Below are 23,869 nucleotides of genomic sequence, written 5' to 3'. Positions count from 1 at the left end.
CATGAACGCGACGGCGCGTCATCAGCCTCCAGCATCCGGCCGCAAGCCGGTGCCGCGTGGTGCCAGTCGCACGGTGACCAGAGAGCCGCTTTCGGCGCGTGTGCCGAAAGCCAAAGTAGGCGGTTTCTTCAAGAAGCTGGGTTGGTTGATATTGATGGTTGCACTGGGCTACGGCGTTTACGAGGGCGCACAGCGGTTGCTGCCTTATGCGGACCGGCCCATCACCAAGATCAACGTTCAGGGCGACCTGAGCTATATCAGCCAGCAGGCGGTGCAGCAGCGGATCGCGCCTTATGTCGCGGCGAGCTTCTTCACCATCGACCTTGCTGCCATGCGCAGCGAGCTGGAAAAGATGCCATGGATTGCTCACGCAGAAGTACGGCGTGTATGGCCGGATCAAGTAGTGATCCGTCTTGAGGAGCAACTGCCGGTGGCGCGCTGGGGTGATGAAGCTTTGCTCAACAATCAGGGCGAAGCATTTACACCACGCGAGCTGGCCAATTACGAACACCTGCCGCAATTGTTTGGCCCGCAGCGGGCCCAGCAGCAGGTGATGCAGCAGTATCAGGTGTTGAGTCAGATGTTGCGCCCAATGGGGTTCTCCATCGCTCGGCTGGAATTGCGTGAACGTGGCAGCTGGTTTTTGACCACGGGCGCGGGCAGTGCGGGACCCGGTATCGAGCTGTTGCTGGGACGCGATCACCTTGTAGAAAAAATGCGCCGTTTTATCGCCATTTACGACAAAACGCTTAAAGAACAGATCACGAATATTGCGCGCGTCGATCTGCGTTACTCCAACGGCCTTGCCGTCGGGTGGCGCGAGCAGGCAGCGCCCCCGACGGACAAACCCGCCGTCGCGAAGAATTGACAAGAGGCAGGACCATGGCAAACGTGCAAAGCGGCAAAATGATCGTTGGCTTGGATATCGGCACCTCCAAGGTGGTGGCGCTGGTAGGCGAAGTCGCGGCCGATGGCACGCTGGAAATCGTCGGTATCGGTACCCATCCATCCCGCGGCCTGAAGAAGGGCGTGGTGGTGAATATCGAGTCCACCGTTCAGTCGATCCAGCGCGCAGTGGAGGAAGCCCAACTGATGGCGGGCTGCCGTATTCACTCCGCGTTCGTCGGCGTGGCGGGCAACCACATTCGCAGTCTGAACTCCCACGGCATCGTCGCGATCCGTGATCGTGAAGTCAGCTCGGCGGACCTGGAGCGCGTACTTGACGCTGCCCAGGCGGTTGCGATTCCGGCTGATCAGCGCGTGCTGCACACCTTGCCGCAGGATTACGTGATCGATAACCAGGAAGGCGTTCGCGAGCCACTGGGCATGTCGGGCGTACGTCTGGAAGCCAAAGTGCATGTGGTGACCTGCGCAGTGAACGCTGCGCAGAACATCGAGAAGTGTGTGCGTCGCTGTGGTCTGGAAATCGACGACATCATTCTGGAACAGCTCGCTTCGGCGTACTCAGTGCTGACCGACGACGAAAAAGAGCTGGGCGTGTGCCTGGTGGACATCGGTGGCGGCACGACCGACATCGCGATCTTCACCGAGGGCGCGATTCGCCACACAGCGGTGATCCCGATTGCCGGTGATCAAGTCACCAATGACATCGCCATGGCCTTGCGTACACCGACGCAATACGCCGAAGAAATCAAGATCCGTTACGCCTGTGCCCTGGCCAAACTGGCCGGTGCCGGTGAAACCATCAAAGTGCCAAGCGTTGGTGATCGTCCGCCACGCGAGCTGTCGCGTCAGGCGCTGGCCGAAGTGGTCGAGCCACGCTACGACGAGCTGTTCACCCTGATCCAGGCGGAACTGCGTCGCAGTGGCTACGAAGATCTTATCCCGGCCGGCATCGTGCTGACCGGCGGTACCTCGAAAATGGAAGGCGCGGTCGAACTGGCCGAGGAAATCTTCCATATGCCGGTGCGCCTGGGTGTGCCGCATAGCGTCAAAGGGCTCGCAGATGTCGTGCGTAACCCGATTTATTCCACCGGTGTCGGCTTGTTGCTGTACGGCCTGCAAAAGCAGTCTGACGGTTTCTCTTTGTCTGGCATCAGTAGTAGCAGTAGCGGCTATGGAGATGAGCCTAAAGCTCCAGTGCTTGAACGCTTCAAGCGCTGGGTGCAAGGCAATTTCTAAGCCTCAAAGCAGTAATGGCAGCAGTGGGCACCAGGCAAAAAAACTAGAGAATGAAAGGAGAGGGAAAATGTTCGAACTCGTAGACAACGTCCCGCAAAGCCCGGTAATCAAAGTTATCGGTGTGGGTGGTGGTGGCGGCAACGCCGTTAATCACATGGTCAAGAGCAACATCGAAGGCGTGGAATTCATCTGCGCCAACACCGATGCTCAAGCGCTGAAAAACATCGGCGCGCGTACCATCCTGCAACTGGGTACTGGCGTTACCAAAGGTCTTGGCGCTGGCGCCAACCCTGAAGTAGGTCGTCAGGCTGCTCTGGAAGATCGTGAGCGCATTGCAGAAGTTCTGCAGGGCACCAACATGGTTTTCATCACAACTGGCATGGGCGGCGGTACCGGTACCGGTGCAGCTCCGATCATTGCTGAAGTGGCCAAGGAAATGGGCATTCTCACCGTAGCGGTGGTGACTCGTCCGTTCCCGTTCGAAGGTCGCAAGCGTATGCAGATCGCCGATGAAGGCATCCGCATGTTGTCCGAAAGCGTCGACTCGTTGATCACCATTCCTAACGAGAAGCTGCTGACCATCCTCGGTAAAGACGCCAGCCTGCTGTCGGCTTTTGCCAAGGCAGACGATGTGCTGGCCGGTGCCGTTCGCGGTATCTCCGACATCATCAAGCGTCCGGGCATGATCAACGTCGACTTCGCCGACGTACGTACCGTGATGAGCGAAATGGGTATGGCGATGATGGGCACTGGCTGCGCCAGCGGTCCGAACCGTGCACGTGAAGCGACTGAAGCAGCCATTCGTAACCCGCTGCTCGAAGACGTCAACCTGCAGGGCGCTCGCGGCATCCTGGTCAACATCACTGCCGGTCCTGACCTGTCTCTGGGTGAGTACTCGGATGTGGGTAGCATCATCGAAGCGTTCGCCTCCGAGCACGCAATGGTCAAGGTCGGTACTGTTATCGATCCGGACATGCGCGACGAGCTGCACGTGACTGTGGTTGCGACAGGTCTGGGCGCGAAAATCGAGAAGCCGGTCAAGGTTATCGACAACACCCTGCAAACTGCCCAGCCGTCTCAGGCTCAGCCTGCTGCAGCTCGTCAGGAAGCCCCTTCGGTCAACTACCGCGACCTGGATCGTCCTACCGTGATGCGCAATCAGGCTCACGCAGGCGCCACAGCCGCAAAAATGAGCCCGAATGACGATCTGGATTACCTGGACATCCCGGCTTTCCTGCGTCGTCAGGCTGATTGATGAAATGTATCAGGGGTATTAGGGTGATTGGTGTTCAGCAAAGGCCGGGTCTGCTATTATCGCCAGCCTTTGTTGATACCAGTTCGCAACTTGCGCTGAAGCGGCCAATGCCATGATTAAACAACGCACCCTGAAAAATATTATCCGTGCCACAGGTGTCGGTCTGCACTCCGGGGAGAAGGTTTACCTGACCCTCAAGCCTGCACCTGTGGATACCGGTATCGTGTTCGTACGTGCTGACCTCGACCCCGTCGTGCATATTGCTGCCCGCGCGGAAAATGTCGGTGACACCACTCTGTCGACCACGCTGGTCAGCGGTGATGTCAAAGTCGACACCGTAGAACATTTGCTCTCGGCCATGGCTGGCCTGGGCATCGATAACGCTTACGTTGAACTCTCTGCCTCCGAAGTTCCAATCATGGATGGCAGCGCGGGGCCCTTCGTATTCCTGATTCAGTCGGCTGGCCTGGAAGAACAGGACGCGCCGAAAAAATTCATCCGGATCCTGCGGGAAGTCACACTGGAAGAGGGCGGGAAACGCGCTACTTTCGTGCCTTTCGAAGGGTTCAAAGTCAGTTTTGAGATCGATTTCGATCACCCGGTCTTCCGCGATCGCACCCAAAGTGCAAGCGTGGACTTTTCCAGCACTTCCTTCGTGAAGGAAGTCAGCCGTGCCCGGACCTTCGGGTTCATGAGTGACATCGAGTACCTGCGCAAGCACAACCTCGCACTCGGCGGCAGTGTGGAAAATGCCATCGTGGTTGATAAGGATGGCGTACTGAACGAAGACGGCCTGCGTTACGAGGACGAATTCGTCAAACACAAGATTCTTGATGCAATTGGTGACCTCTACCTCCTGGGCAACAGCCTGATAGGTGAGTTCATTGGCTTCAAGTCGGGGCATGCACTGAACAACCGCCTTCTGCGTAAATTGATCGCAGAGACAGACGCTTGGGAAGTTGTGACCTTCGAAGATGCCAGTACTGCACCGATTTCTTACATGCGCCCTGTAGCGGCCGTGTAAGGTCAGCTCTACTCTCCTTCCTTTTTGATGTTTTTAAAGGCTGCCTTCGGGCAGCCTTTTTTTATGGGTGTTTTTTGGATTTTCTTTAAGGGGGAGGTCCGATTTGCAGGCAGTGCCTTAAACTCGCGCCACCCCGGTCACTCCTACAGAAAAGTTTTCTAAAACAGATGGTTATATCTTGATAAAAGGCTGCGTGGTGCCATAGACACCACGGCAATCTTAGGCGTTGAGAAGGTCAGACAATCGCGCTGGTTTGCCGACGATGAATAGTTCTGCTCGCCAGCAGTCCCAATTCGAAGAGCATCCACATAGGCACTGCGAGCATGGTCTGCGAGAACACATCTGGCGGTGTGAGCAGCATGCCCACGACGAAACACCCGACGATCACGTACGGACGACTCTTGCTCAACGTGTGAACGTCTGTAAAGCCTGCCCATATGACCAGGAAGGTCGCCACGGGAATCTGGAAAGCCAGCCCGAATGCCAGAAACAGTGCGAGGATGAAATCCAGATATAGGCCGATGTCCGTCATCATTTCCACGCCATCGGGTGTCACGCTCGCGAAGAACCCGAACATCATTGGAAATACCAGATAGAACGCGAAGGCCATTCCTCCGTAAAACAGCGAAACACTGGCGACCATCAGGCATATTGCAGTGCGTCGTTCTTCGCGGTAAACCGCTGGAGCGATGACACCCCATACCTGATGAAGGATCATCGGCATGGCCAGGAACAAGGCAACCATCATGGTGAGCTTGAACGGCGCCATCAATGGAGAAGTCACGCTGGTGGCGATCATGCTCGCGCCTTCGGGCAGGAACGCCCTGAGTGGTGCGGATATGAACGTGTAAAGCTTTTGCGCGAACGGAAAAAGGCCGACGAACAGCAAAGCGATGATCAGGATGGATCGCAAAAGTAGCGTCCTGAACTTGCGCAAGTGCCCGGTAATGCTCAGTGCTTCGCCAAATTCGAAGGTGCTCATAGCGGCTGTTGTCCGGACGTGGTTGCGCTCGGGCCAGGCATGTCCATACGCACACCCTCGCGCAGTTCCTGTTCAAGCTGACGTAATGGCTGATGATCAAGTTCCTTGCGCAACTGCTCTGCATCCAGTTCGCGTTCCATCTGCAGCTTGATGCCATTTAGCCCGCGCTTGAACTGTCCCAGCCACCGCCCCGCAGTGCTCGCTGCCTTGGGCAGGCGTTCCGGCCCAAGTACCAGCAAAGCAACCGTCCCCACCAGCAGCAGCTCGGTAAAACCAATCTCGAACATCAGTGTTTATGTTCCGTTTGGCTGGATGTCGGAGTGCTGTCGTTCAGGCAGCCTTTTTCTGTTTTGGATTCATCAGAACCCATGGATGTACGGAAGCCTTTAATTGCGTCGCCTACGTCCGCGCCGAGTCCCTTCAAACGCTTGGTGCCAAACAACATCATCACGATAAGCAGCACAATCACCAGTTGCCAGATTCCGATTCCGCCCACGAAGTACGCTCCAGGTTATTGATTTTTAAATATAAGCGAGCATCTTGGCGGCAGATTGTGACGAGCCGGTTAAGGTTTTGAGTTGTTTTCGAGTGCCTGCCACCTGCTTGCAACATTGTCGGTGTTGACTGTCGCCTGACGTTGAACATGCAGGCTGGAAAATGAACAGCAACAAACAGCAAGGGGCGGCATTACTGATGGCGTTGCTGGTACTGGCAATGCTTGCCGCTGGTTTGACATGGATGGTCGAGCAAGGCCGCCAGGAGGTCGACAGCGTGCGTTTATTGCAACAGCGCGTACAAGCCCGATCAGTTGAAAGCGCGGCGCTGGCTTTCACCGGGCAGGCGTTAAAGGATCCGGCCTGGCGTGCCAGTCCGTTGTTCTGGCAAGCCTTGCGTGGTCAGCCGCTGAGCTACGACTTCAAGGGAGGCAGGGCAAGTATTCGCATCGTTGATCTGCATCGCTGCTTCAACGTCAACAGCCTCATAGGGCCAGAAGCTGAGCGTGCACAAAGGCAATTGAACTACATGCTGGGTGACGATATGACTGCCGAGCTCCTTACCCAGAGACTTGCCGACTGGCTGGATGCTGACCATCAAAGTCGCTCACAAGGTGCCGAAGACGGTGAATACCTGCGCTTGTCACCGTCACGGCTGGCAGCGAATCAACTGATGGTTGATACCAGTGAGTTGAACTTACTGTTGCCTGCTGACAAAGGCCGGGAGCAACGCTATCGCAACCTGTGTGCACTGCCGGACACGTCCGGTTGGCGTCTGAATGCCAATGCGTTGAGTCTCGATGAACTGCCGTTGCTGGAGGCTATGTACGAGGGGGAAATCAGCCGTGCGCAGCTGACTCGCCTGATCAGCGCCAGGCCTGCGGGCGGTTATAGCGATGCCATTGGGTTGCGCGAAGCTATGGGAGCAATGGATGACGAGGCATTCGCAAGACTGAGCGAAGGCTTGCAGCTCAATAGCGATCAATTTCTATTGCAACTGGAGGTGCGACTGGACGACCAGATATTTCGCAGTCAATACCGAATCGAGGCGTTGGGCGTGGTGAAGTGGCACAGTCGAGTGCCGGCACAGGCGATTGTGATCCGTGAGCGGCAGGTGGGCAGGTAGTAGACCGGGCAGGCTGCGCGCCGGGACGATCCCGGCGTGCAGCCCGCGATTTCAGACTGCCAGCTCGCCACCATCGGTGCGCTGGATAACCACTGTGGATGCTCGCGGACGGACTGTACCAACCGTGACGTCAGTGGCGACATCCGTGGATGGCCAGTTGGCCGGGTGCTGAATGTTAACGAACATTGTTTTGTTGTCAGGGGTGAACGTGATGCCCGTCACTTCACTGCCATTGGGACCGACGAAGAAACGACGCAGTTCTGTCTGATTCTGGGCGTTGACCGGAATCTGCTTACCTTGGGCGTCGACCAGATTTGTCGGAATAACCGCAAGCATCTGATCGTTGGTGTAGCTGGTGAGGGTGGATTCGCCGTTGTCCGTCTGGATCCACATTATTCCCCGGCTGTCGAACGTCATGCCATCTGGACTGGCGAACTGGTTCAGTTCGGTCAGGCCGGAGCGATTGATGTCCGCTGTTCCTGAGGCGTTGGCACCGAAGACAAAAATGTCCCAGGTGAACGACACCTGACTGTCTGCGTCATGCCAGCGAATGATATGACCGTGTCGGTTGTTGACTCGCGGGTTGGCCGCGTTTGCGGTGGTGCGGCTGGTGTTGTTGGTCAAGGTCAGATAAACATCGCCGTTCAGCGGGTTTACGGCTGTCCATTCCGGACGATCCATCGGGGTCGCGCCCACTGCATCTGCCGCGCCACGAGTGTTCAGAATGATGCCCGGCAAATCAGTGAATTTGGCCCCCAGTGTGCTGCCATCGGTGGTCGGGGTGATCACATCCAGTAATAACCAGTCACCGCTGCCGTCTGCGTTGAAACGTGAAACGTAGAGTTTGCCGCTGTCCATGTACTTGGCGCCGGTGGCCAGACGATTGCTCGGCGTGGCATCTGCCGCTTCCCAAAGGGCCGTGGAGACGAATTTGTAGAGGTATTCGTTCTGGGAATCGTCGCCCATATAGAACACCACTGGCTTGCCGACGGTGGTAAGGCCTGGCCAGCAGCCTTCGTGCCGGAAGCGCCCGAGCGCGGTACGTTTGACCGGTAGCGTTGTGCCGTCGTACGGGTCGATTTCAACTATGTAGCCAAAGGTGCTGGCTTCATTGCGGTAGTCGTCGACATTTGTCGCACCAGTTGGCGTGATGTTGAAACGCCCAAACTCATCGTTGACCTCCGAGGCGTCACCGGCAGCAGTCTCCCAACGATAGTTGCCAGCGCTGGTGGCGACGCCGATCCGGACCTGATCAGCCGGTCGAGTACCCGTATTGACGAAGATACCGGGCCAGTTTTCTTCGCAGGTCAGGTAAGTGCCCCAAGGGGTATACCCGTTGCCACAGTTATTGTTCGTACCTCTCGTCTGGCTGCCGTCAGTGGAGAACTTGGTTTTGACGTGTTCGGTGCCTTTCATAGGGCCGGACAGGTTCATGACCGATGCGGTGGTGAAACGACGGTTCAGTGGGTCGTTTTCCACAACTTGCCAGCGGTTGCCGGTTTTGCGAACACGTATTACGCCTGCGCCGTGGGCGTTGATTTCCTTGCGTACCTCTTCCACCGGACGAACGCCGTTGACCTGCGTCGCGCCTGCAGGATGCAGGGCAGCCTGATCAATGTATTCGAAGTTGATGGCGATCAAGCCTTCAGTGGAGCTGCCATTGATCGGGAAGAAATGCATGCCGTCATGGTGCATTCCGACGGAGTTGGCCTGATCAGTGGAAGTGTTGGTTCCATCACTTTTCCATGGGGCGGCGGTGCTGTTAAGCGGAGTACCCCATGGCGCCAATACGTATGCGGTGTAACCAGCCGCAATGGTGACTGCGTCAGTGCGTGAGCCAGGGATTGAAGTAAAACCCAAGGCCAGCTTATTGACTGGATCCGGTGTAGGCGACGAGTTGTCGTCGCTACTGTCAAAGCAACCCGTCAAGCCAGTTCCTGCAATCATGGCAATGGCAGCACCCAGGCCTCCACGCATGACACTTCGGCGGCTCAGGTAAGTGTCGAGAACAGACGACATCGGTTCATTGGCGCTCAGATTGCGGTTCTGGTTATCGCCGGTATCACGACTCATTCATCAGGTCCTTTTTATGAGAGATGGTTTTGAAAAGGAACCGGGACTGTAGAAGTCGAGTGTGATGATTCGGCGGCAGTTTTATTAAGAAATCATCTAAAAAACGCTAAGGTTATTTCGAATTGTAACAGTCGATAAATGATGCGCCCGTTCAAGAAATTGCCTTCAAACTGTCATTTTTGAGCGCCAATATGCCGCCCCTGTGAAGAGTTACCCTCAGGGTGTGAGAACAATGGCATCAATGGCTCGGCGCGATGTATTGGGATGGATGACTGCGGGAGCACTTGCTCCGCTGCTGTCGGCATGCTCAAGCCTTCAGGGATCAGGCGCTGTCGCTGAAAGCAGTAGTGTGGATCTACTGTATGTGGCTGACACGCTTGATGCTCGTCAGCCGGGCCGACCCGTGGTTCCCGCTACTCGCATCGGGCCAGCAACGCGGATTGGGCAGGCCCCGTGGATCAGTGGAGCGAACGCCCGCGTTCAGGGGGATGACCAACACGCTCTCAATAGCCTGCTTGATGCAGGCATTGGTCAGACGTTGGAAACCGGCGGCTACCCTGTATTGGCTTCGCTGTTGCAACGTTTGCGCAGTGAAGCGGGAGAAGGCAAAAGCCTCACTCTGGAAAACGGCCAATGCTGGAATGGCAGCGGCCTGGCTTATCTCACCCAAGGTCTTTCGGGCGCTCAAGGCAGCGCATTGCTCGGTACAGAGGTCCGGGTCAGCAGCGATGAGCGTCTGCTCTGGCCACAACGCTGCAGCGGTCTCTACCACCAGTTTGGTCATCCAGTTTTAGGGGCCGGTCTGGCCGCCGATATCAGTCAACGGCTCGGCACTGAAGCAGTTGTCTTTTTTCGCCGAGGGGGAATCCGCATCGCCGTGGTCGGTATCACCGATCCCTATGCACGGGACCAGAAAGCCTCACTCAAACAATGGCACGATAGCTTGCAGCCCGCGCTGGATCGCGCACGGGCCGATGCTGATTTGGTCATCGCTCTTGCGGACGTGGGTACAGGGCCAGGGTTCTGGCTGGCGGAGCGCCTGGCGCAGGTAGATTTGGTGTTGTGCGCTCGCGGTCAGGATTTCTGGCCAACTCCAGTGGACATCTTGCAGGCCTCAGGCAAGCGGGTGCCGGTGGTTTTTGCCGGGACCCGGGCCAGTGGTGCATTCCGTATTCGTTGCCAGCAAGTCGCCGGGCAATGGCAGTTTGCGGCCCGCTTTCATCCCGCGGTAGCCACCAGCTTGACTGCTGGCGACCAGGTTAATGTCCAGCGCATTCGACTGATTACGCAACAGCAGCGGGCCGCTCACGCCAATTGGCTCGACCAGCCGCTGGCAAGCGCTCCGGAAAATCTGTGGCGGCGTGATGTACGCGGCGGCAGTTGGGACCGGCTGCTGCATGACGCATTGGCAGAGCGCCCGGACAGTTCAGTATTGCTACCCGGTTTGCGCTACGACAGTCCCTTGGCTCAAGGGCAGATGATTACCCGCGAACATTTGATCAGCCTGACCGCCAGCTACCCCGCGCCGGTGGTGAGTGTCTCTGCCAAACAAGTCCCGCAGGTGCTGGAAAATGCCGCTGAGCAATTGTTCGGTGAGCCATTGTTGCTGGACAACAGCCAGGACTTGCCGCGTTGGCAAGGCCAGCCATGGCAGGTCACTTACAGCGCCAGCGGAAAACGGGTCACTGGCCTGGGTGAACCTGCAGGCCAGTGCCGCACGTTTGGACTGGGCTTTGATGCACAAGCGGGCCAGCCACTATGGCAGCACGTTGAAGCCTGGCTGCGCGAGCGACCGACCGGTTGGCAAATCAGCCGCTTGCAGTTGCCGCAAATGCGATACGTGCAAGGCCATCCCGGTTGGCACCCACGCGAGTCGGCCATTTGAGTCGCCTGAGCGGGACTAGCCAGATCGTGCTGGTGATTCTGCTTGGCTGGCTGGCGGCCCAGTGCGTGCTTCAAGTCTGGCATGGACTGGCGCAACCGGTGCCGTTCAGCAGCGCCAGTGCTCCGGTTGCGCAACTGTTGAGCCAGCACTGGAAAGCCGGTCCCGTCCTGAGCAATGAGCTGCCGCTGACCACGCTCGACATCAAATATCTAGGCGGTTTCAAGGCCAGCCCGCTGAGCGCGACGGTTGTGGTGCTCAGTTTTGAGAAACGCCAACGCAGCCTCGTCCGTGGTCAGAAACTGGCCCCGGGGATCGTCCTGCATGACATCGACGAGTTGGGGCTTGTGCTTGATAACCACGGCAAGCGCGAACGTTTGGCCTGGCCTCCTCAGCGTCCGTCTTTCGGCTTCAAGCCACAGGGATAAGCATGACTATTGATTGCCTCAAGCAACCGCTGCGTCTGGCTCTTTTGCTGTGCGCCCTGGCAATGACCGGGGCCCGCGCAGAAGAAGAACCATTGTACGAAGTCAACTTCGTTGATACCGAGCTCAGCGAGTTCATCGACAGCGTTTCACGGATCACCCACACCACGTTCATCATCGACCCGCGGGTGCAAGGCAAAGTAACAGTGCGCAGCAATGAGATGCTGGGCGGCGACGAGATCTACGATATTTTTCTCGCGCAGTTGCGCGCTCAGGGTTTTGCAGCTGTTGATTTGCCCAATGGCAGCGTCAAGATCGTCCCTGATCAGGCCGCACGTCTGGAACCGGTGCCGGTGGAGTCAAAGCCTGAAGCCGGACGGGGCAATGACGGTATGGCAACTCGGGTATTCAGCGTGCGCAATGCGGCCAGTGAACAGATGCTCAACATCCTCAGGCCGTTGATCGATCCGCGCGTGGGAGTGATCACACCGTATCCGTCGGCCAATCTGCTGGTGATCACAGACTGGCGCAGCAACCTCAACCGTATCGACAGCCTGCTGGTACAGCTCGATCAAGTGAGCCAGGAGCCGCTGGAGGTTCTGCCGTTAAAGAACGCCAACGCCAATGACACGGCACAACTGGTCACCCGTTTACTGGCGCGCGAGCAGGGAGCTGACAGTGCTCAGGTAGTGGCCGACCCCCGCAGCAACGCGTTGCTGGTGCGTGGCAGTGTCGACAGTCGCGAGCGCGTGCGAGCGCTGCTCAAACAGTTGGATAAACCTCAGGACCCGCTGCACAACTCCAACACCGTGGTGATGTATCTGCGCCATGCCAACGCCTCTGAAGTGGTCAAGGTGTTACGCGGCCTGAGCCAGGAGGCGGCGGCCCCGACAGCGGGCGGGCAGGAGAGCGAAAAAGCCACGCCGGTCAGTACCTCCGGGATTCGCATTGAATATGAGGAAGGCACCAACGCGGTGGTGATGGTCGGCCCCGACAGCGATTTGACTGCTTATCGCAGCATCGTCGAGCAACTGGACATTCGTCGTGCTCAAGTGGTGGTTGAAGCAATCATCGCGGAGGTCTCCGACACACGTGCTCAGGAGCTGGGTGTGCAATGGCTGTTTCAAGGCGACAACTTCGGTGGCGGTGCCGTTAATTTCAGCGGCGGTAATGCCGCGAGCGTCACCGCTGTCGGGGCGCTCGCGCAGGCCAATGACACGACGGGGCTAGGGCAGTTACTGTCCGGGGTGCAAGGCGTCACGGCTGGAGTTGGCAACTTGAGTGGCGGCGGGCTTAACTTCCTCGCGCTGCTTAACGCGTTGAAAAGCCAGAGTGGTTTCAACCTGCTATCGACTCCGACCCTGTTGACTCTCGACAACGCCGAAGCGTCGATACTGGTTGGTCAGGAAGTGCCCTTCGTGACCGGTTCGGTGACCCAGAACAACGCCAACCCGTACCAGACCATCGAGCGCAAAGAGGTGGGTGTGAAGCTGCGCATCAAACCGCAGATCAACATCGACAACACTGTGCGCCTGGACATTGTGCAAGAGGTCTCGTCCATCGCCGAAAGCACATCCGCCAGCGATGTCATCACCAACAAGCGTGAGATCAAAACCAAGGTCATGGTCGAAGACAACGGCCTGGTGGTGCTCGGCGGTCTGATTGGGGATGAGTCCACTACCAGTGATCAGCGCGTGCCCTTGCTGGGTGATATTCCGGTGGTGGGCCGTTTGTTTCGCTCCGACTCCACAAGGCGGGTCAAACAGAACCTGATGGTGTTTATCCGTCCGCGCATCGTGCGCGACGGTCAGACCCTGGCGCAACTCAGCAGCGAGAAATATAGCAACCTCAAAGCCAGCACCTCGTTGGCTTTGCCCGCCCTGGCGGATGGCGACAACTTGCTGCAGCTGTTCCCGGCCAGCCGCGACCGTCTGGAACAAGGCTCATGGTAACTGCGTTGCTGCCGTATCGCGTTGCGCGGCAGACCGGTGTCGCGAAAGTCCCTGCGCAGCACGGCTGGGGATTGCTGCTGAGAACCGGCGGCGACACCGATATATTGCAGGAGGTTATTCGCGTCTACGGCGTGCCGAACCTCGTCGAACATTTGTCGGCGTCGGACTATGACGCCCGACTCGGAGTGCTTTATCAGTCAGGTGAATCGGCCACCGCCGCGTTGATTGAGGGCATCGGCGAACAGGTCGATCTGGATAGCCTGATGAGTGAGCTCCCGAAGATCGAGGACTTGCTGGAGAACGACAATGATGCTCCGGTGATTCGCCTGATAAACGGCCTGTTTGGTGAAGCCTTGCGATTGCGTGCCTCGGATATCCACGTAGAGACATTCGAGGCCACGTTGGTCATTAGACTGCGGGTGGATGGTCATTTGCGTGAAGTATTGCGACCGCCCCGTGCTCTGTCGACGATGCTGGTCTCGCGCATAAAAGTCATGGCCCGTCTGGATATCGCTGAAAAGCGTCAACCTCAGGATGGGCGAATTACGCTGCGCTCCGGCGGGCGGGAAGTGGACATACGGGTCTCGACGTTGCCGGGGATTCACGGTGAACGAGTGGTGATGCGCGTGCTCGATAAACAGGCTAGCCTGCTCGATCTGACCAACCTCGGCATGCCGCCTGAAGTGGAGAGTGGTCTGCGCGCCTGCCTGCTGCGACCCAACGGTATCGTGCTCAGCACCGGGCCGACCGGCTCGGGCAAAACCACCACCCTGTACGCCAGTCTCAACAGCCTGAACGATGGCTCCTGCAACATCCTGACCGTGGAAGATCCGGTGGAATACGCCATCACCGGCATTGGTCAAACCGCGATTAATCCGCGTGCAGGGATGACGTTTGCCAATGGATTGCGGGCCATTCTGCGTCAGGATCCAGACGTCATCATGCTCGGTGAAATCCGGGATCGGGAGACGGCGCAAATTGCAGTGCAGGCCAGCCTGACCGGCCACCTGGTACTTTCCACGCTGCACACCAACAGTGCCGTCGGCGCCGTGACCCGTCTGCGCGATATGGGCATTGAGCCTTTTCTGATCGCCTCGACCCTCAAGGGAGTGCTGGCGCAACGGTTGGTACGCCGCTTGTGTCATTGCGCTACCGCACATCCGCTGCAGCAAGCTGAGCGCAGTTTGTGGCCAGAATTGTCTGGTTTGACCGAAAGCTTTCATCCACAAGGCTGTGAAGACTGTCAGGGCAGCGGCTATGACGGGCGGATGGGGCTGTACGAATTCATTGAGCTGGATGCGGGACTGATCGCCCTGCTTTACGACGGTGCCAGCGAAGTTGCCATGCATGATTATCTGGCAGACAAGCGACAGAGTCTGGCTGCCATGGCCAGTGAATGCCTGCGACGCGGCGAGACCAGCCTCGCCGAAGTGCTGCGCGCGGTTCGGGGCTAATCCATGCCGACTTATCGCTATCAGGCCCTTGATCCCGCCGGACGTTCGCGCAAGGCCAGCATTCAGGCGGAAAACGAACGCCATGCCCGGCAATTGTTGCGTGAGCAGGGGCTGTTCGCGCGCGAGTTGCAGATTCAGGATTCGACGTCTCGCAGCCCTCGCGGGCAGCGCCTCAATTACAGCCAGTTGTGCGAACTGACGCGGCAACTGGCGACGCTGTTAAGTGCCGGCATTCCGTTGGTCGATGCCCTGGCGACGCTTGAGCGCCAGCTTGCCGAGCCTGCGATTCGCAACTTGCTCGTGGCGGTGCGCGGCGCTCTCGGCGAAGGGCACAGTCTGGCGCAAAGCCTGCGTCGTCAAGGCGGTTTGTTCAACGGTCTGTATTGTGCGTTGGTGGAAGCGGGGGAGCGTTCCGGAAAGTTGGCGCCGGTACTTGATCGCCTTGCCGAGCATCTCGAACAGGTACAGCGGCAACGACACAAGGCACGGACCGCGATGATCTACCCGGCGGTGTTGATGCTGGTTTCGCTGTTGGTCGTGGTTGGCCTGATGACATTCGTCGTGCCCAAACTCACCGAGCAGTTCAGTCATACCGGACAAGCTCTGCCACTGGTCACCCAACTGCTGATCGGCATCAGCCGCGGGCTGGTCAACGTCGGGCCCTGGCTACTGGTGCTGACGGTACTTGCCGCGGTGTCTGCCGGATATCTGCTGCGCAAGCCGCACTGGCGTTTGCGTCTTGATCGGAGCTTGCTGCGGCTGCCAAAAGTCGGGGCCTTGCTGAGGGTGCTGGAGAGTGCGCGGCTCGCGCGTAGCCTGGCGATTCTGGTGGGGAGTGGAGTGCCGTTGCTTGAGGCATTGCAGGTTGCGACAGCGACGGTCAGCAATCGTGAAATACATCGCACGCTGACCATCGTTCGTGAACAAGTGGAAGGTGGTGTCAGCCTGCATCGCGCCCTGAATGCCGCCGGGCATTTCCCGCCACTGCTACTCAACATGGTTGCCAGTGGCGAGGCCAGCGGGACTTTGCCGGACATGCTCGAACGGGTCGCGGACAACCAGGAACGCGGTTTCACCCGGCACGTGGACATGCTAATGGCCTTGTTCGAACCACTGATGATTCTGGTGATGGGCGGTGTGGTGCTGTTCATCGTCCTGGCCGTGCTGTTACCGATCATGCAGCTCAATCAAGGGCTCGCTTTTTAATCCATGGAGAGTTTTCTGATGCCCCCTCTGAATCAAAAGCGCCAGCGCGGCTTCACATTGATGGAAATCATGGTGGTGATCTTCATCATTGGTTTGCTGATTGCAGTCGTTGCGCCCAGCGTGCTCGGCAATCAGGACAAGGCCATGCGCCAGAAGGTCCTGGCTGATCTGTCCACGCTGGAACAGGCCCTGGATATGTATCGTCTGGATAACTTGCGTTACCCCAGTACCGAGCAGGGACTGACCGCCCTGGTCAGCGCGCCCAAGGTCGAACCACTGCCACGCTCGTGGCGCGCCGATGGTTACATCCGGCGTCTGCCAGATGATCCTTGGGGCAACCCCTACCACTACCGTGCTCCAGGCGAGCATGGACGTATTGATATCTATTCGCTGGGGGCTGACGGCGCGTCGGATGGCGAGGGGACCGACGCTGATATCGGTAACTGGAACCTCTGATCGTGAAGTTCTCGCAAGGCTTCTCGCTGCTGGAGATGCTGGTGGTGTTGCTGATCATCGGCTTGTTCAGTGCGATGAGTGTTGCATGGCTGGACTCAGGTCAGGCACCGATGCAGCAAGCCTTGCAGCAATTGTCGGTCGAGGCGCGAATCCGCGCCGCGCAGGCCCGGCACAGCGGTCAGGTGTTGGGATTGCGCTGGAATGGTCGTCAGCCCGAATTTGTTAAGTTGCAGCAGGACCGGGACCAGACGCGCTGGGTGGTTGATCCGACTCGACTCAAGCCTTGGCCAGCGCAATTGGCGGCAGACTGGCCAGTGTCCACTGAGCCACAGGTGGTGTTCACGCCTGCCGGGGTGGCAAGGCCTGTGACGTTGAACTGGCAATGGCCCGAAGGACAGCAGCGCTGGGAATGGCGCACTGACAACAGCCTTGTTCAGGTGAGCCTGCCATGAAACGCGAGGGCGGCTTTACATTGCTGGAAGTGATGGTCGCTCTGGGTATTGCGGCCGTGATGGCGGTGATGGTCAGTCAAATGTTGCGCCAGCGCATCGCTGTTCATCAGTCGGTTCAACAGCATCGATTGGGCAGTCTATGTGCGCGTGAGCTGGAAGCGCGATTTGGGGTCGAGCGGTATTGGCCGCAGATTAATCAGGTGCGTGGTGAATTGCGTCAGGGTGAGATGACCTGCTACTGGCGTCTGGATCTGGGCATGACGCGCGTGCAGAACTTGAGGCGGGGCGAACTGGCACTGTTTGCCGCTCGCGATGAGCGCGAGCCGCTCGGACATTTCACTCTGTTTCTGGTGCGGCCATGAGGCGACCGGAACATGGCCTGACCCTGGTCGAATTACTGGTGGCAATGGCGTTGACAGCCGTGCTTGGCGTGATGCTTGCCGCGTTGGTCAATGGTTGGTTGAGCGTTCGTGAGCGTCTTGCCGAACCAGGAAACGAGCCACTGGTGCTGGAGTTCTGTCTGGCGCTGGAGCGAAGGCTGGACGGCATGGTCCTGCGCCAATTGTACGAACAGCGCCTGCCACTGCCAGTGAACTGGCTGGACTGGAAGCCTGCAGCCCGGCAGCTCGAATGGGTGGCACTGACCGCCTGGCCCGACACTGACGGACAGTCGCGGTTGCAACGACAGCGGCTTGAGTTCAGCCCGGGTAAGCGCAGTCTGGAGGTCTCCACCTCGGGCGATCTTTATGCTGCCAGTGTCGCCCGATGGCAGCGCCGGGAGCGGCTGGATGACGTCGATAAGGTCCAGTTCAGTTTTTTTCAGGGAACCCGCTGGCTGGCGTTTCCTTCATCGGTCGCCCAGCAGCCCAATCGGGGTGTGCGACTCGAATTCGAGCGTCATGGAGCGCCTTATGTCTGCACCTTCAATTTGCCGGATAGCTCATTGTGATCCGGTCTGCTGCCATGTTTGACCGTTGGCTTGCTGACCGATCCGCTGCGCGACAGTGGTTGCTGGTGCGTCCGGGCCTTGATGATTCGGCACCCTGGCAATGGCGACGTTTGCCCGGAACTGAGTCAGGTAACTGGCCTGCGCCTGCACACTCAGCGCAAGAGTCCGTCGCGCTGATAATGCCCGCTGCGCATTGCAGCCATTTCCAGGTGTCTGCGCCGCCAGGACTCAAACCCTACGAATGGCCGCAGCTATTAGAGGAATCCTTGCAACAGCCTGCCGATCAGTTGCAGGTTAGCTGCCTTTCCCGGATGGCCGGGCATCTTGAATTAATCGTAGTGGAACGAGTGCTCGTCGAGCGCTGGTTGGCAGAGTGCGACGCATTGGGTCTTTCGCCCAGCCATCTATGGGCGGAAATGCAGCTATTGCCAGCGCCGGAGCCTGATCAGTTGTGGCGTTGGACACGCGCAGATGACAGTTGCCTCAAGCGTACCGATGCCAATGGTGTGCAGCGCTGGCTGCGCTGGCCTGATGTGCTGGGCGAGCTGCCCGAAGGATGGAAGCCTGTTGACCATGAAATATCCGGATCATGGCCGTCGCAGTGGGCATCACTGGATCGTCTGCCCAACCTGCTGAGCGGTGTTGGCCGTCGCAAGATGAACGCGACGCGGCGAACGCTGCCTTTCAGTCAAACCCAGCGTCGTTTGGTGGTGGCCTGCGTGTTGTTGTCGCTCTGTTGGGGGGCTTTGGCGCTAGGGCAGTTCTGGCAGCAGGTGCCTGTCTGGAAAGCGCAGGTCGAGGCAGTCACAGGTCCGGTGGCGAGCGCCCGCCAGGCGGAGCGATTGCTGTCGCGGATGCACGCCGATCAGTTGGACTGGCGAACCCGCCAACAGCAGATGGTGGAGTTGGAAAAAGCAGTAGGGCGCTGGCTCGACACTCAGCAGGGGTGGGGCGTATCCGGTAGCTACTTCGACGGGCAAAACTGGCGGGTGGTGCTCCACGGCAGTAAACCGGAGTCGGCGACGGATCACTGGCAAGCGATCGCCCGGAATGCGGGCGCGAAGGTGAGAGTCGAGCCGGATGCAAAGACCTCGTTGTTGACCCTTCACTTCAATCTGGACGGACAGCCATGAAGGCTTCTATTGATCGGGCTTTCATGGCCTTCAGCGCCTTACCCGCCACGCGCCGTTATACCTTGCTGGCAGGGTGGGTAGTGGTGCTGACTTTACTGCTGGTGCTGATCGGTCGCCCGTTGCTGGCGTTGAGCAAGGAATTGCGGCAGTGGCCAATGCTCGCGCAGCAGGCCCGGGCGCTAACGCCCGGCATCACCTTCACCAGCGAGTACTGGCAAGCCTTGGCCAGTGCACGTGGACTGGTGTTGACGCGGGTCGAGCCGCGGGGAGAGGTCTGGCAATTGCAGGGTGAGCTGACGCGTGCCGAAGGCCTGGCGCAACTGTTGAGCAGCATCCAGGCACAGGGCGGCCGTCCTCTGCGCTGGAGCCTTGAACAGGGACATCAAAGCCTGGTGTTCAGTCTGGACGTCGGCCGGACAGGCGGTCAGCCATGAGTCGCAGATCATGGGTACTGGGAGCAGTGGTTTTTATCTCGACGCTGATGCTGAACACACCTGCTGCATTTTTGGCCAGATTTGTACCGTGGAGCCCAGCCTGGCAGCCAGTGGCTGTTACCGGCACCCTGTGGAACGGTCGCATGGACAGGCTCGGTGCGCTGGGACCGTTGGTCTGGCGTGTTCAACCCTGGTTCGGACAGGCCACTTTGAGTGCTGGTTTCCAGCAACGCATATGGGAGTTGAAGGTCAGCGGCTGGCCTTGGGCCTGGCAGGCGCAGTTTGAGCCCGTCGCCAGTCAACTGACTCCGGCAACCGGTTATCTGCTTGATGGTCAATGGCAAGGCCGGTTACAACTGAACGGTCGAGGTGCCAGGTGTCTGTCCAGTACGGGCGACCTTCAGGGGGAGGATGTGGCCCTGCTTTCACCATGGACAGTGGTCCTCGGTAACGCGCAGCTAAAGTTTGAATGCCGGGACGGCCTGCGGTTTTTGGTCGACGTGCAGCAAAAGGGCGAGCACCGCTTCGAGGCCCGGCTGGAGCCTGACAAGCGTCAGCTAAAGATCAGTGGCTGGGTCGAACCGGACGCAGTGGTCACGCCCCTTTTAGTGCAGGCGGGGATGCTCCAGGCAGGTGCTTCGCAATTTGAAACGGTGCTGGGCAAGCGTTGAGTGCGCTGAATTTCGGCGCTTGCAGGAGTACGCGGTGCTATGGCACCCCTGTGAAAAAATATAACTCACTGAATAAATTCGATTTTTGTTGGAAAATCTACAGTTTGCTTTCAATCCCGTAGGACCGGCTTTAGCCGGGAGGACAGTATTTCTGCCGAAGCAGATCTAGCGGATGCCCAGACGTCCTCCCGGCTAAAGCCGGTCCTACGGGTTCTGGGTTAAACCTTGCGATCCTTCGCATGCGCCGCCAGGCGCTCCAGCGCGGCGCGCAGTTTCGGATCGGTAATTCCGTCAGCCGTCGCCTGAATGCTCTCGGCGGCTATGGTCGACAAGTCCATCGTGTGCCCTTTAGCCCCTTGGACGGGCGTAGGTGGCTGAACCTTGAAGACAATCCGCGTGAGGCTGGCAAACTCGTCGAAGGCGGTCAGCTGTCGCTGCAGGCGCTTTTGTTGATAGCGCAAACGCGTCGCCCAATGACCGTCGGTCACAATCAGCAGCAAGCTGCCTTCGCGCCACGAAGCCACATGACAATGTTCGCGCGCAGCGGGCTGCAACTGGCTTTCAAGCAGCCGTTGCAGGTGCCCCAAACGCTGGGCATGATGAAAAATACCCTTCAAAGGCTTCGCTTCACGCAGCAATACTGCGGGTGCCCGAGCGGGGAGTGGACGAAACGCCATGAGCTACAACTCTGAATGACAAGTTTGTCATGTTATCAGAAAGCGCCCGCAACCCCTTGTCCCATGCGGGTTTGCCGGTTTTGCCCGCAAAATCAATGGCTAACTTCTAGTCTTGACGGGTTGAACTCTCGGGAAATGACCCTATCTACAAACAGCCCCGTCACAGCGCTGTGCCAGCATCGTGGAATAACGCCACTTTCCTCACCATCGTTTCCGGGTAGAATACTCGTTCGCATGCGGCCATGAGGGCTGCACGGGCGACTCACGGGGCCGCCCTCCATTCCTATGTCTGGAAGATCCTGTCGATATGTTTGCGCCTTTGTTAAAAAAACTTTTTGGAAGCAAGAACGAGCGTGAAGTGAAGCGCATGCTCAAGACGGTACAGATCGTCAATGCCTTCGAAGAGCAAATGGTGGCCCTTTCGGACGAGCAACTCCGTGCCAAGACCGAAGAGTTCAAGGCCCGCTTAGCCAAAGGTGAGACCCTCGATCAGCTGCTTCCTGAAGCTTTCGCGGTCGCACGTGAAGCCGGTAAGCGCGTCATGGGTATGCGCCACTTTGACGTTCAGTTGATTGGCGGCATGACTCTGCACGAAGGCATGATTGCCGAAATGCGTACCGGTGAAGGTAAAACCCTGGTGGGTACACTGGCGGTTTACCTCAATGCATTGTCCGGTAAGGGCGTGCACGTGGTAACGGTCAACGACTACCTCGCTCGTCGTGACGCCAACTGGATGCGTCCACTGTACGAATTCCTCGGCCTGAGCGTTGGCATCGTCACGCCATTCCAGCCGCCAGAAGAAAAGCGTGCGGCTTACGCGTCTGACATCACCTACGGCACCAACAACGAGTTCGGTTTCGACTATCTGCGCGACAACATGGCGTTCAGCATGGACGACAAGTTCCAGCGCGAACTCAATTTTGCCGTGATCGACGAAGTGGACTCGATCCTCATCGACGAAGCGCGTACGCCGCTGATCATCTCCGGTCAGGCTGAAGACAGCTCCAAGCTGTACACCGAGATCAACCGCCTGATTCCGCGTCTCGTGCAACATATCGAAGAAGTGGAAGGCGAAGTGACCAAAGCCGGTCACTACACCGTTGACGAGAAGACCCGTCAGGTCGAGCTGAACGAGGCCGGTCACCAGTTCATCGAAGAGATGCTCACCGAAGTCGGCATGCTGGCTGAAGGCGAAAGCCTGTACTCGGCACACAACCTGGGTCTGCTGACTCACGTTTATGCCGGTCTTCGTGCGCACACGCTGTTCAATCGCAACGTCGAGTACATCGTTCAGGACGGCCAGGTTCTGTTGGTCGACGAGCACACCGGTCGTACCATGCCGGGTCGCCGTCTGTCCGAAGGTCTGCACCAGGCTATCGAAGCGAAGGAAAACCTGAATATTCAGGCCGAAAGCCAGACGCTGGCTTCGACCACGTTCCAGAACTACTTCCGTCTGTACAACAAACTGTCCGGCATGACCGGTACAGCCGACACCGAAGCGTTCGAATTCCACCAGATCTACACCTTGTCGGTCATGGTCATTCCGCCTAACAAGCCGTTGGCGCGTAAAGACTTCAACGACCTTGTGTACCTGACGGCGGAAGAGAAGTACGCCGCCATCGTGACTGACATCAAGGCCTGCCTGGCCGAGAATCGTCCGGTACTGGTTGGTACTGCGACCATCGAAACTTCCGAGCACATGTCCCGGTTGCTCAACCAGGAAGGTATCGAACACAAGGTTCTGAACGCCAAGTTCCACGAAAAAGAAGCTGAGATCATTGCTCAGGCCGGTCGTCCGGGCGCCCTGACCATCGCCACCAACATGGCCGGTCGTGGTACTGACATCCTGTTGGGCGGTAACTGGGAAGTTGAAGTTGCTGCGCTGGAAAACCCGAGCCCGGAGCAAATCGCTCAGATCAAGGCCGACTGGCAGAAACGCCATCAGCAAGTGATCGAAGCGGGCGGCCTGCACGTTATTGCTTCCGAGCGCCACGAATCGCGCCGTATCGATAACCAGCTGCGTGGTCGTGCCGGTCGTCAGGGTGATACCGGTTCAAGCCGTTTCTACCTGTCGCTGGAAGACAGCCTGATGCGCATCTTCGCTTCTGATCGAGTGAAGAACTTCATGAAAGCACTGGGCATGCAGTCCGGTGAAGCGATCGAACACCGCATGGTGACCAACGCGATCGAGAAGGCACAGCGTAAGGTTGAAGGTCGCAACTTCGATATCCGTAAGCAATTGCTCGAGTTCGACGACGTTTCCAACGAGCAGCGTAAAGTGATTTACCACATGCGTAACAGCCTGCTGGCCGCTACCAACATTGGTGACACTATCGCCGAGTTCCGCGAAGACGTACTCAACAGTCTGATCAGCCAGCACATTCCGCCGCAATCCATGCCGGAACAGTGGGACGTTGCCGGTCTGGAAGCAGCGCTCGAAACCGACTTCGGTGTGAAGCTGCCGATTCAGCAATGGCTGGACGAAGACGATCACCTGCACGAAGACACGTTGCGCGTGAAGCTCCTCGAAGAGCTGCTCGCCGCGTACAACGAGAAAGAAGAGCAGGCCAGCGCCGAAGCGTTGCGCTCGTTCGAGAAGCAGATTCTGTTGCGCGTTCTGGACGATCTCTGGAAGGACCACCTGTCCACCATGGATCACCTGCGTCACGGTATTCACCTGCGTGGCTACGCTCAGAAGAACCCGAAGCAGGAATACAAGCGCGAATCCTTTACGCTGTTCCAGGAACTGTTGGATTCGATCAAGCGCGATGCCATTCGTGTGCTGTCTCACGTTCAGGTTCGCCGCGAAGATCCGGAAGAAGAGGAAGCTCGTCTGCGTCGCGACGCCGAAGAGCTGGCGCAGCGCATGCAGTTCGAACACGCTGAAGCACCGGGCCTTGAGCAGCCAGAAGCACTGGTTGAAGAGGGCGTCGATGTCGCTACCCTTCCGGTCCGTAACGACCAGAAGCAAGGTCGCAACGAGCTGTGCTGGTGTGGTTCCGGCAAAAAGTACAAACACTGCCATGGTCAAATCGGCTGATCCTGATTTTGAACCGGTAGTGGTTTTGAAGTAACAGCACTA

The 23,869-nt window shown here is 58.1% G+C and carries 23 protein-coding genes; 18 read left to right on the top strand and 5 right to left on the bottom strand.

Going from position 1 to position 23,869, the window contains the following annotated elements; all coding sequences use genetic code 11:
• Position 1: 1 nt before the first annotated feature.
• The 4 genes from AO242_RS25940 to lpxC all read left to right on the top strand — a co-directional run bounded on the left by AO242_RS25940 (position 2) and on the right by lpxC (position 4,421).
• A complete protein-coding gene (locus tag AO242_RS25940; protein WP_027900246.1) occupies positions 2 to 868 on the top strand; it encodes a cell division protein FtsQ/DivIB in 867 nt (288 codons plus the stop codon).
• Between the two features lie 14 nt (positions 869 to 882).
• On the top strand, positions 883 to 2,142 hold the full coding sequence (ftsA, locus tag AO242_RS25935) for a cell division protein FtsA (RefSeq protein WP_027900247.1): 1,260 nt from the start codon (positions 883 to 885) through the stop codon (positions 2,140 to 2,142).
• A gap of 67 nt (positions 2,143 to 2,209) precedes the next feature.
• A complete protein-coding gene (ftsZ, locus tag AO242_RS25930; protein ID WP_027900248.1) occupies positions 2,210 to 3,397 on the top strand; it encodes a cell division protein FtsZ in 1,188 nt (395 codons plus the stop codon).
• Between the two features lie 112 nt (positions 3,398 to 3,509).
• A complete protein-coding gene (gene lpxC, locus AO242_RS25925; RefSeq protein ID WP_027900249.1) occupies positions 3,510 to 4,421 on the top strand; it encodes a UDP-3-O-acyl-N-acetylglucosamine deacetylase in 912 nt (303 codons plus the stop codon).
• Between the two features lie 235 nt (positions 4,422 to 4,656).
• On the opposite strand, the gene tatC is transcribed toward lpxC, so the two are convergent.
• The 3 genes from tatC to tatA are packed head-to-tail and all read right to left on the bottom strand — an operon-like array spanning position 4,657 to position 5,899.
• Positions 4,657 to 5,403 (bottom strand): twin-arginine translocase subunit TatC, encoded by a 747-nt coding sequence (tatC, locus tag AO242_RS25920; protein ID WP_099270932.1) that lies wholly within the window; start codon positions 5,401 to 5,403, stop codon positions 4,657 to 4,659.
• Entirely contained in the window at positions 5,400 to 5,690 is a 291-nt protein-coding gene (gene tatB / locus AO242_RS25915) for a Sec-independent protein translocase protein TatB (RefSeq protein WP_099270931.1), read from the bottom strand. The genes tatC and tatB overlap by 4 nt, the downstream gene beginning before the upstream one ends.
• On the bottom strand, positions 5,690 to 5,899 hold the full coding sequence (tatA, locus tag AO242_RS25910; protein ID WP_049826930.1) for a twin-arginine translocase TatA/TatE family subunit: 210 nt from the start codon (positions 5,897 to 5,899) through the stop codon (positions 5,690 to 5,692). Before tatA ends, tatB begins: the two co-directional genes overlap by 1 nt.
• A gap of 161 nt (positions 5,900 to 6,060) precedes the next feature.
• Here tatA and gspK point away from each other — a divergent pair, with 161 nt between their 5' ends.
• On the top strand, positions 6,061 to 7,023 hold the full coding sequence (gene gspK / locus AO242_RS25905) for a type II secretion system minor pseudopilin GspK (protein ID WP_099270930.1): 963 nt from the start codon (positions 6,061 to 6,063) through the stop codon (positions 7,021 to 7,023).
• 51 nt (positions 7,024 to 7,074) lie between these two features.
• On the opposite strand, the gene AO242_RS25900 is transcribed toward gspK, so the two are convergent.
• The gene (locus AO242_RS25900; protein ID WP_099270929.1) at positions 7,075 to 9,096 is read right to left on the bottom strand and encodes a PhoX family protein; all 2,022 of its coding nucleotides are present in this window, start codon (positions 9,094 to 9,096) and stop codon (positions 7,075 to 7,077) included.
• Positions 9,097 to 9,328: 232 nt separating this feature from the next.
• On the opposite strand from AO242_RS25900, the gene AO242_RS25895 reads away from it, so the two are divergent.
• The 12 genes from AO242_RS25895 to AO242_RS25840 all read left to right on the top strand — a co-directional run bounded on the left by AO242_RS25895 (position 9,329) and on the right by AO242_RS25840 (position 20,110).
• Positions 9,329 to 10,981: a lipoprotein UxpA gene (locus AO242_RS25895; protein WP_099270928.1), complete on the top strand. Its 1,653-nt coding sequence runs from the start codon at positions 9,329 to 9,331 to the stop codon at positions 10,979 to 10,981.
• Positions 10,978 to 11,406, top strand: coding sequence for a pilus assembly protein PilZ (locus AO242_RS25890; protein ID WP_373562259.1), 429 nt, complete (start codon positions 10,978 to 10,980; stop codon positions 11,404 to 11,406). The genes AO242_RS25895 and AO242_RS25890 overlap by 4 nt, the downstream gene beginning before the upstream one ends.
• A gap of 62 nt (positions 11,407 to 11,468) precedes the next feature.
• Complete coding sequence (gspD, locus tag AO242_RS25885; protein WP_099271032.1) at positions 11,469 to 13,355, top strand: type II secretion system secretin GspD; 1,887 nt, start codon at positions 11,469 to 11,471, stop codon at positions 13,353 to 13,355.
• A gap of 5 nt (positions 13,356 to 13,360) precedes the next feature.
• Positions 13,361 to 14,809 carry a GspE/PulE family protein gene (locus AO242_RS25880; RefSeq protein ID WP_099271033.1) on the top strand — a complete coding sequence of 483 codons (1,449 nt, stop codon included), beginning with the start codon at positions 13,361 to 13,363 and terminating at the stop codon, positions 14,807 to 14,809.
• A gap of 3 nt (positions 14,810 to 14,812) precedes the next feature.
• The gene (gene gspF, locus AO242_RS25875; RefSeq protein WP_099270927.1) at positions 14,813 to 16,015 is read left to right on the top strand and encodes a type II secretion system inner membrane protein GspF; all 1,203 of its coding nucleotides are present in this window, start codon (positions 14,813 to 14,815) and stop codon (positions 16,013 to 16,015) included.
• 18 nt (positions 16,016 to 16,033) lie between these two features.
• Positions 16,034 to 16,471 (top strand): type II secretion system major pseudopilin GspG, encoded by a 438-nt coding sequence (gene gspG, locus AO242_RS25870; protein ID WP_027900258.1) that lies wholly within the window; start codon positions 16,034 to 16,036, stop codon positions 16,469 to 16,471.
• Positions 16,472 to 16,473: 2 nt separating this feature from the next.
• Positions 16,474 to 16,923 carry a type II secretion system minor pseudopilin GspH gene (gene gspH / locus AO242_RS25865; RefSeq protein ID WP_099270926.1) on the top strand — a complete coding sequence of 150 codons (450 nt, stop codon included), beginning with the start codon at positions 16,474 to 16,476 and terminating at the stop codon, positions 16,921 to 16,923.
• Positions 16,920 to 17,285 carry a type II secretion system protein gene (locus AO242_RS25860; RefSeq protein ID WP_027900260.1) on the top strand — a complete coding sequence of 122 codons (366 nt, stop codon included), beginning with the start codon at positions 16,920 to 16,922 and terminating at the stop codon, positions 17,283 to 17,285. Before gspH ends, AO242_RS25860 begins: the two co-directional genes overlap by 4 nt.
• On the top strand, positions 17,282 to 17,872 hold the full coding sequence (locus tag AO242_RS25855; protein WP_099270925.1) for a PulJ/GspJ family protein: 591 nt from the start codon (positions 17,282 to 17,284) through the stop codon (positions 17,870 to 17,872). The genes AO242_RS25860 and AO242_RS25855 overlap by 4 nt, the downstream gene beginning before the upstream one ends.
• Before the next feature lie 14 nt (positions 17,873 to 17,886).
• The gene (locus AO242_RS25850; protein WP_141562244.1) at positions 17,887 to 19,005 is read left to right on the top strand and encodes a type II secretion system protein GspL; all 1,119 of its coding nucleotides are present in this window, start codon (positions 17,887 to 17,889) and stop codon (positions 19,003 to 19,005) included.
• Positions 19,002 to 19,439, top strand: coding sequence for a type II secretion system protein GspM (gspM, locus tag AO242_RS25845; RefSeq protein WP_099270923.1), 438 nt, complete (start codon positions 19,002 to 19,004; stop codon positions 19,437 to 19,439). The genes AO242_RS25850 and gspM overlap by 4 nt, the downstream gene beginning before the upstream one ends.
• A complete protein-coding gene (locus AO242_RS25840; RefSeq protein WP_099270922.1) occupies positions 19,436 to 20,110 on the top strand; it encodes a general secretion pathway protein GspN in 675 nt (224 codons plus the stop codon). Before gspM ends, AO242_RS25840 begins: the two co-directional genes overlap by 4 nt.
• Before the next feature lie 218 nt (positions 20,111 to 20,328).
• On the opposite strand, the gene AO242_RS25835 is transcribed toward AO242_RS25840, so the two are convergent.
• Positions 20,329 to 20,787 (bottom strand): DUF721 domain-containing protein, encoded by a 459-nt coding sequence (locus AO242_RS25835; RefSeq protein ID WP_099270921.1) that lies wholly within the window; start codon positions 20,785 to 20,787, stop codon positions 20,329 to 20,331.
• A 307-nt stretch (positions 20,788 to 21,094) separates the two neighbouring features.
• Between AO242_RS25835 and secA the strand changes: the two genes are divergently transcribed.
• Positions 21,095 to 23,827, top strand: coding sequence for a preprotein translocase subunit SecA (gene secA, locus AO242_RS25830; RefSeq protein WP_099270920.1), 2,733 nt, complete (start codon positions 21,095 to 21,097; stop codon positions 23,825 to 23,827).
• Positions 23,828 to 23,869 lie beyond the last annotated feature (42 nt).

The organism is Pseudomonas sp. ICMP 561, assembly GCF_002699985.1.
In the GTDB taxonomy this organism is placed as follows: Bacteria; Pseudomonadota; Gammaproteobacteria; order Pseudomonadales; family Pseudomonadaceae; genus Aquipseudomonas; species Aquipseudomonas quasicaspiana.
Note: the sequence above shows the minus strand (reverse complement) of the source record. Positions and strands in the feature narration are given on the sequence as shown.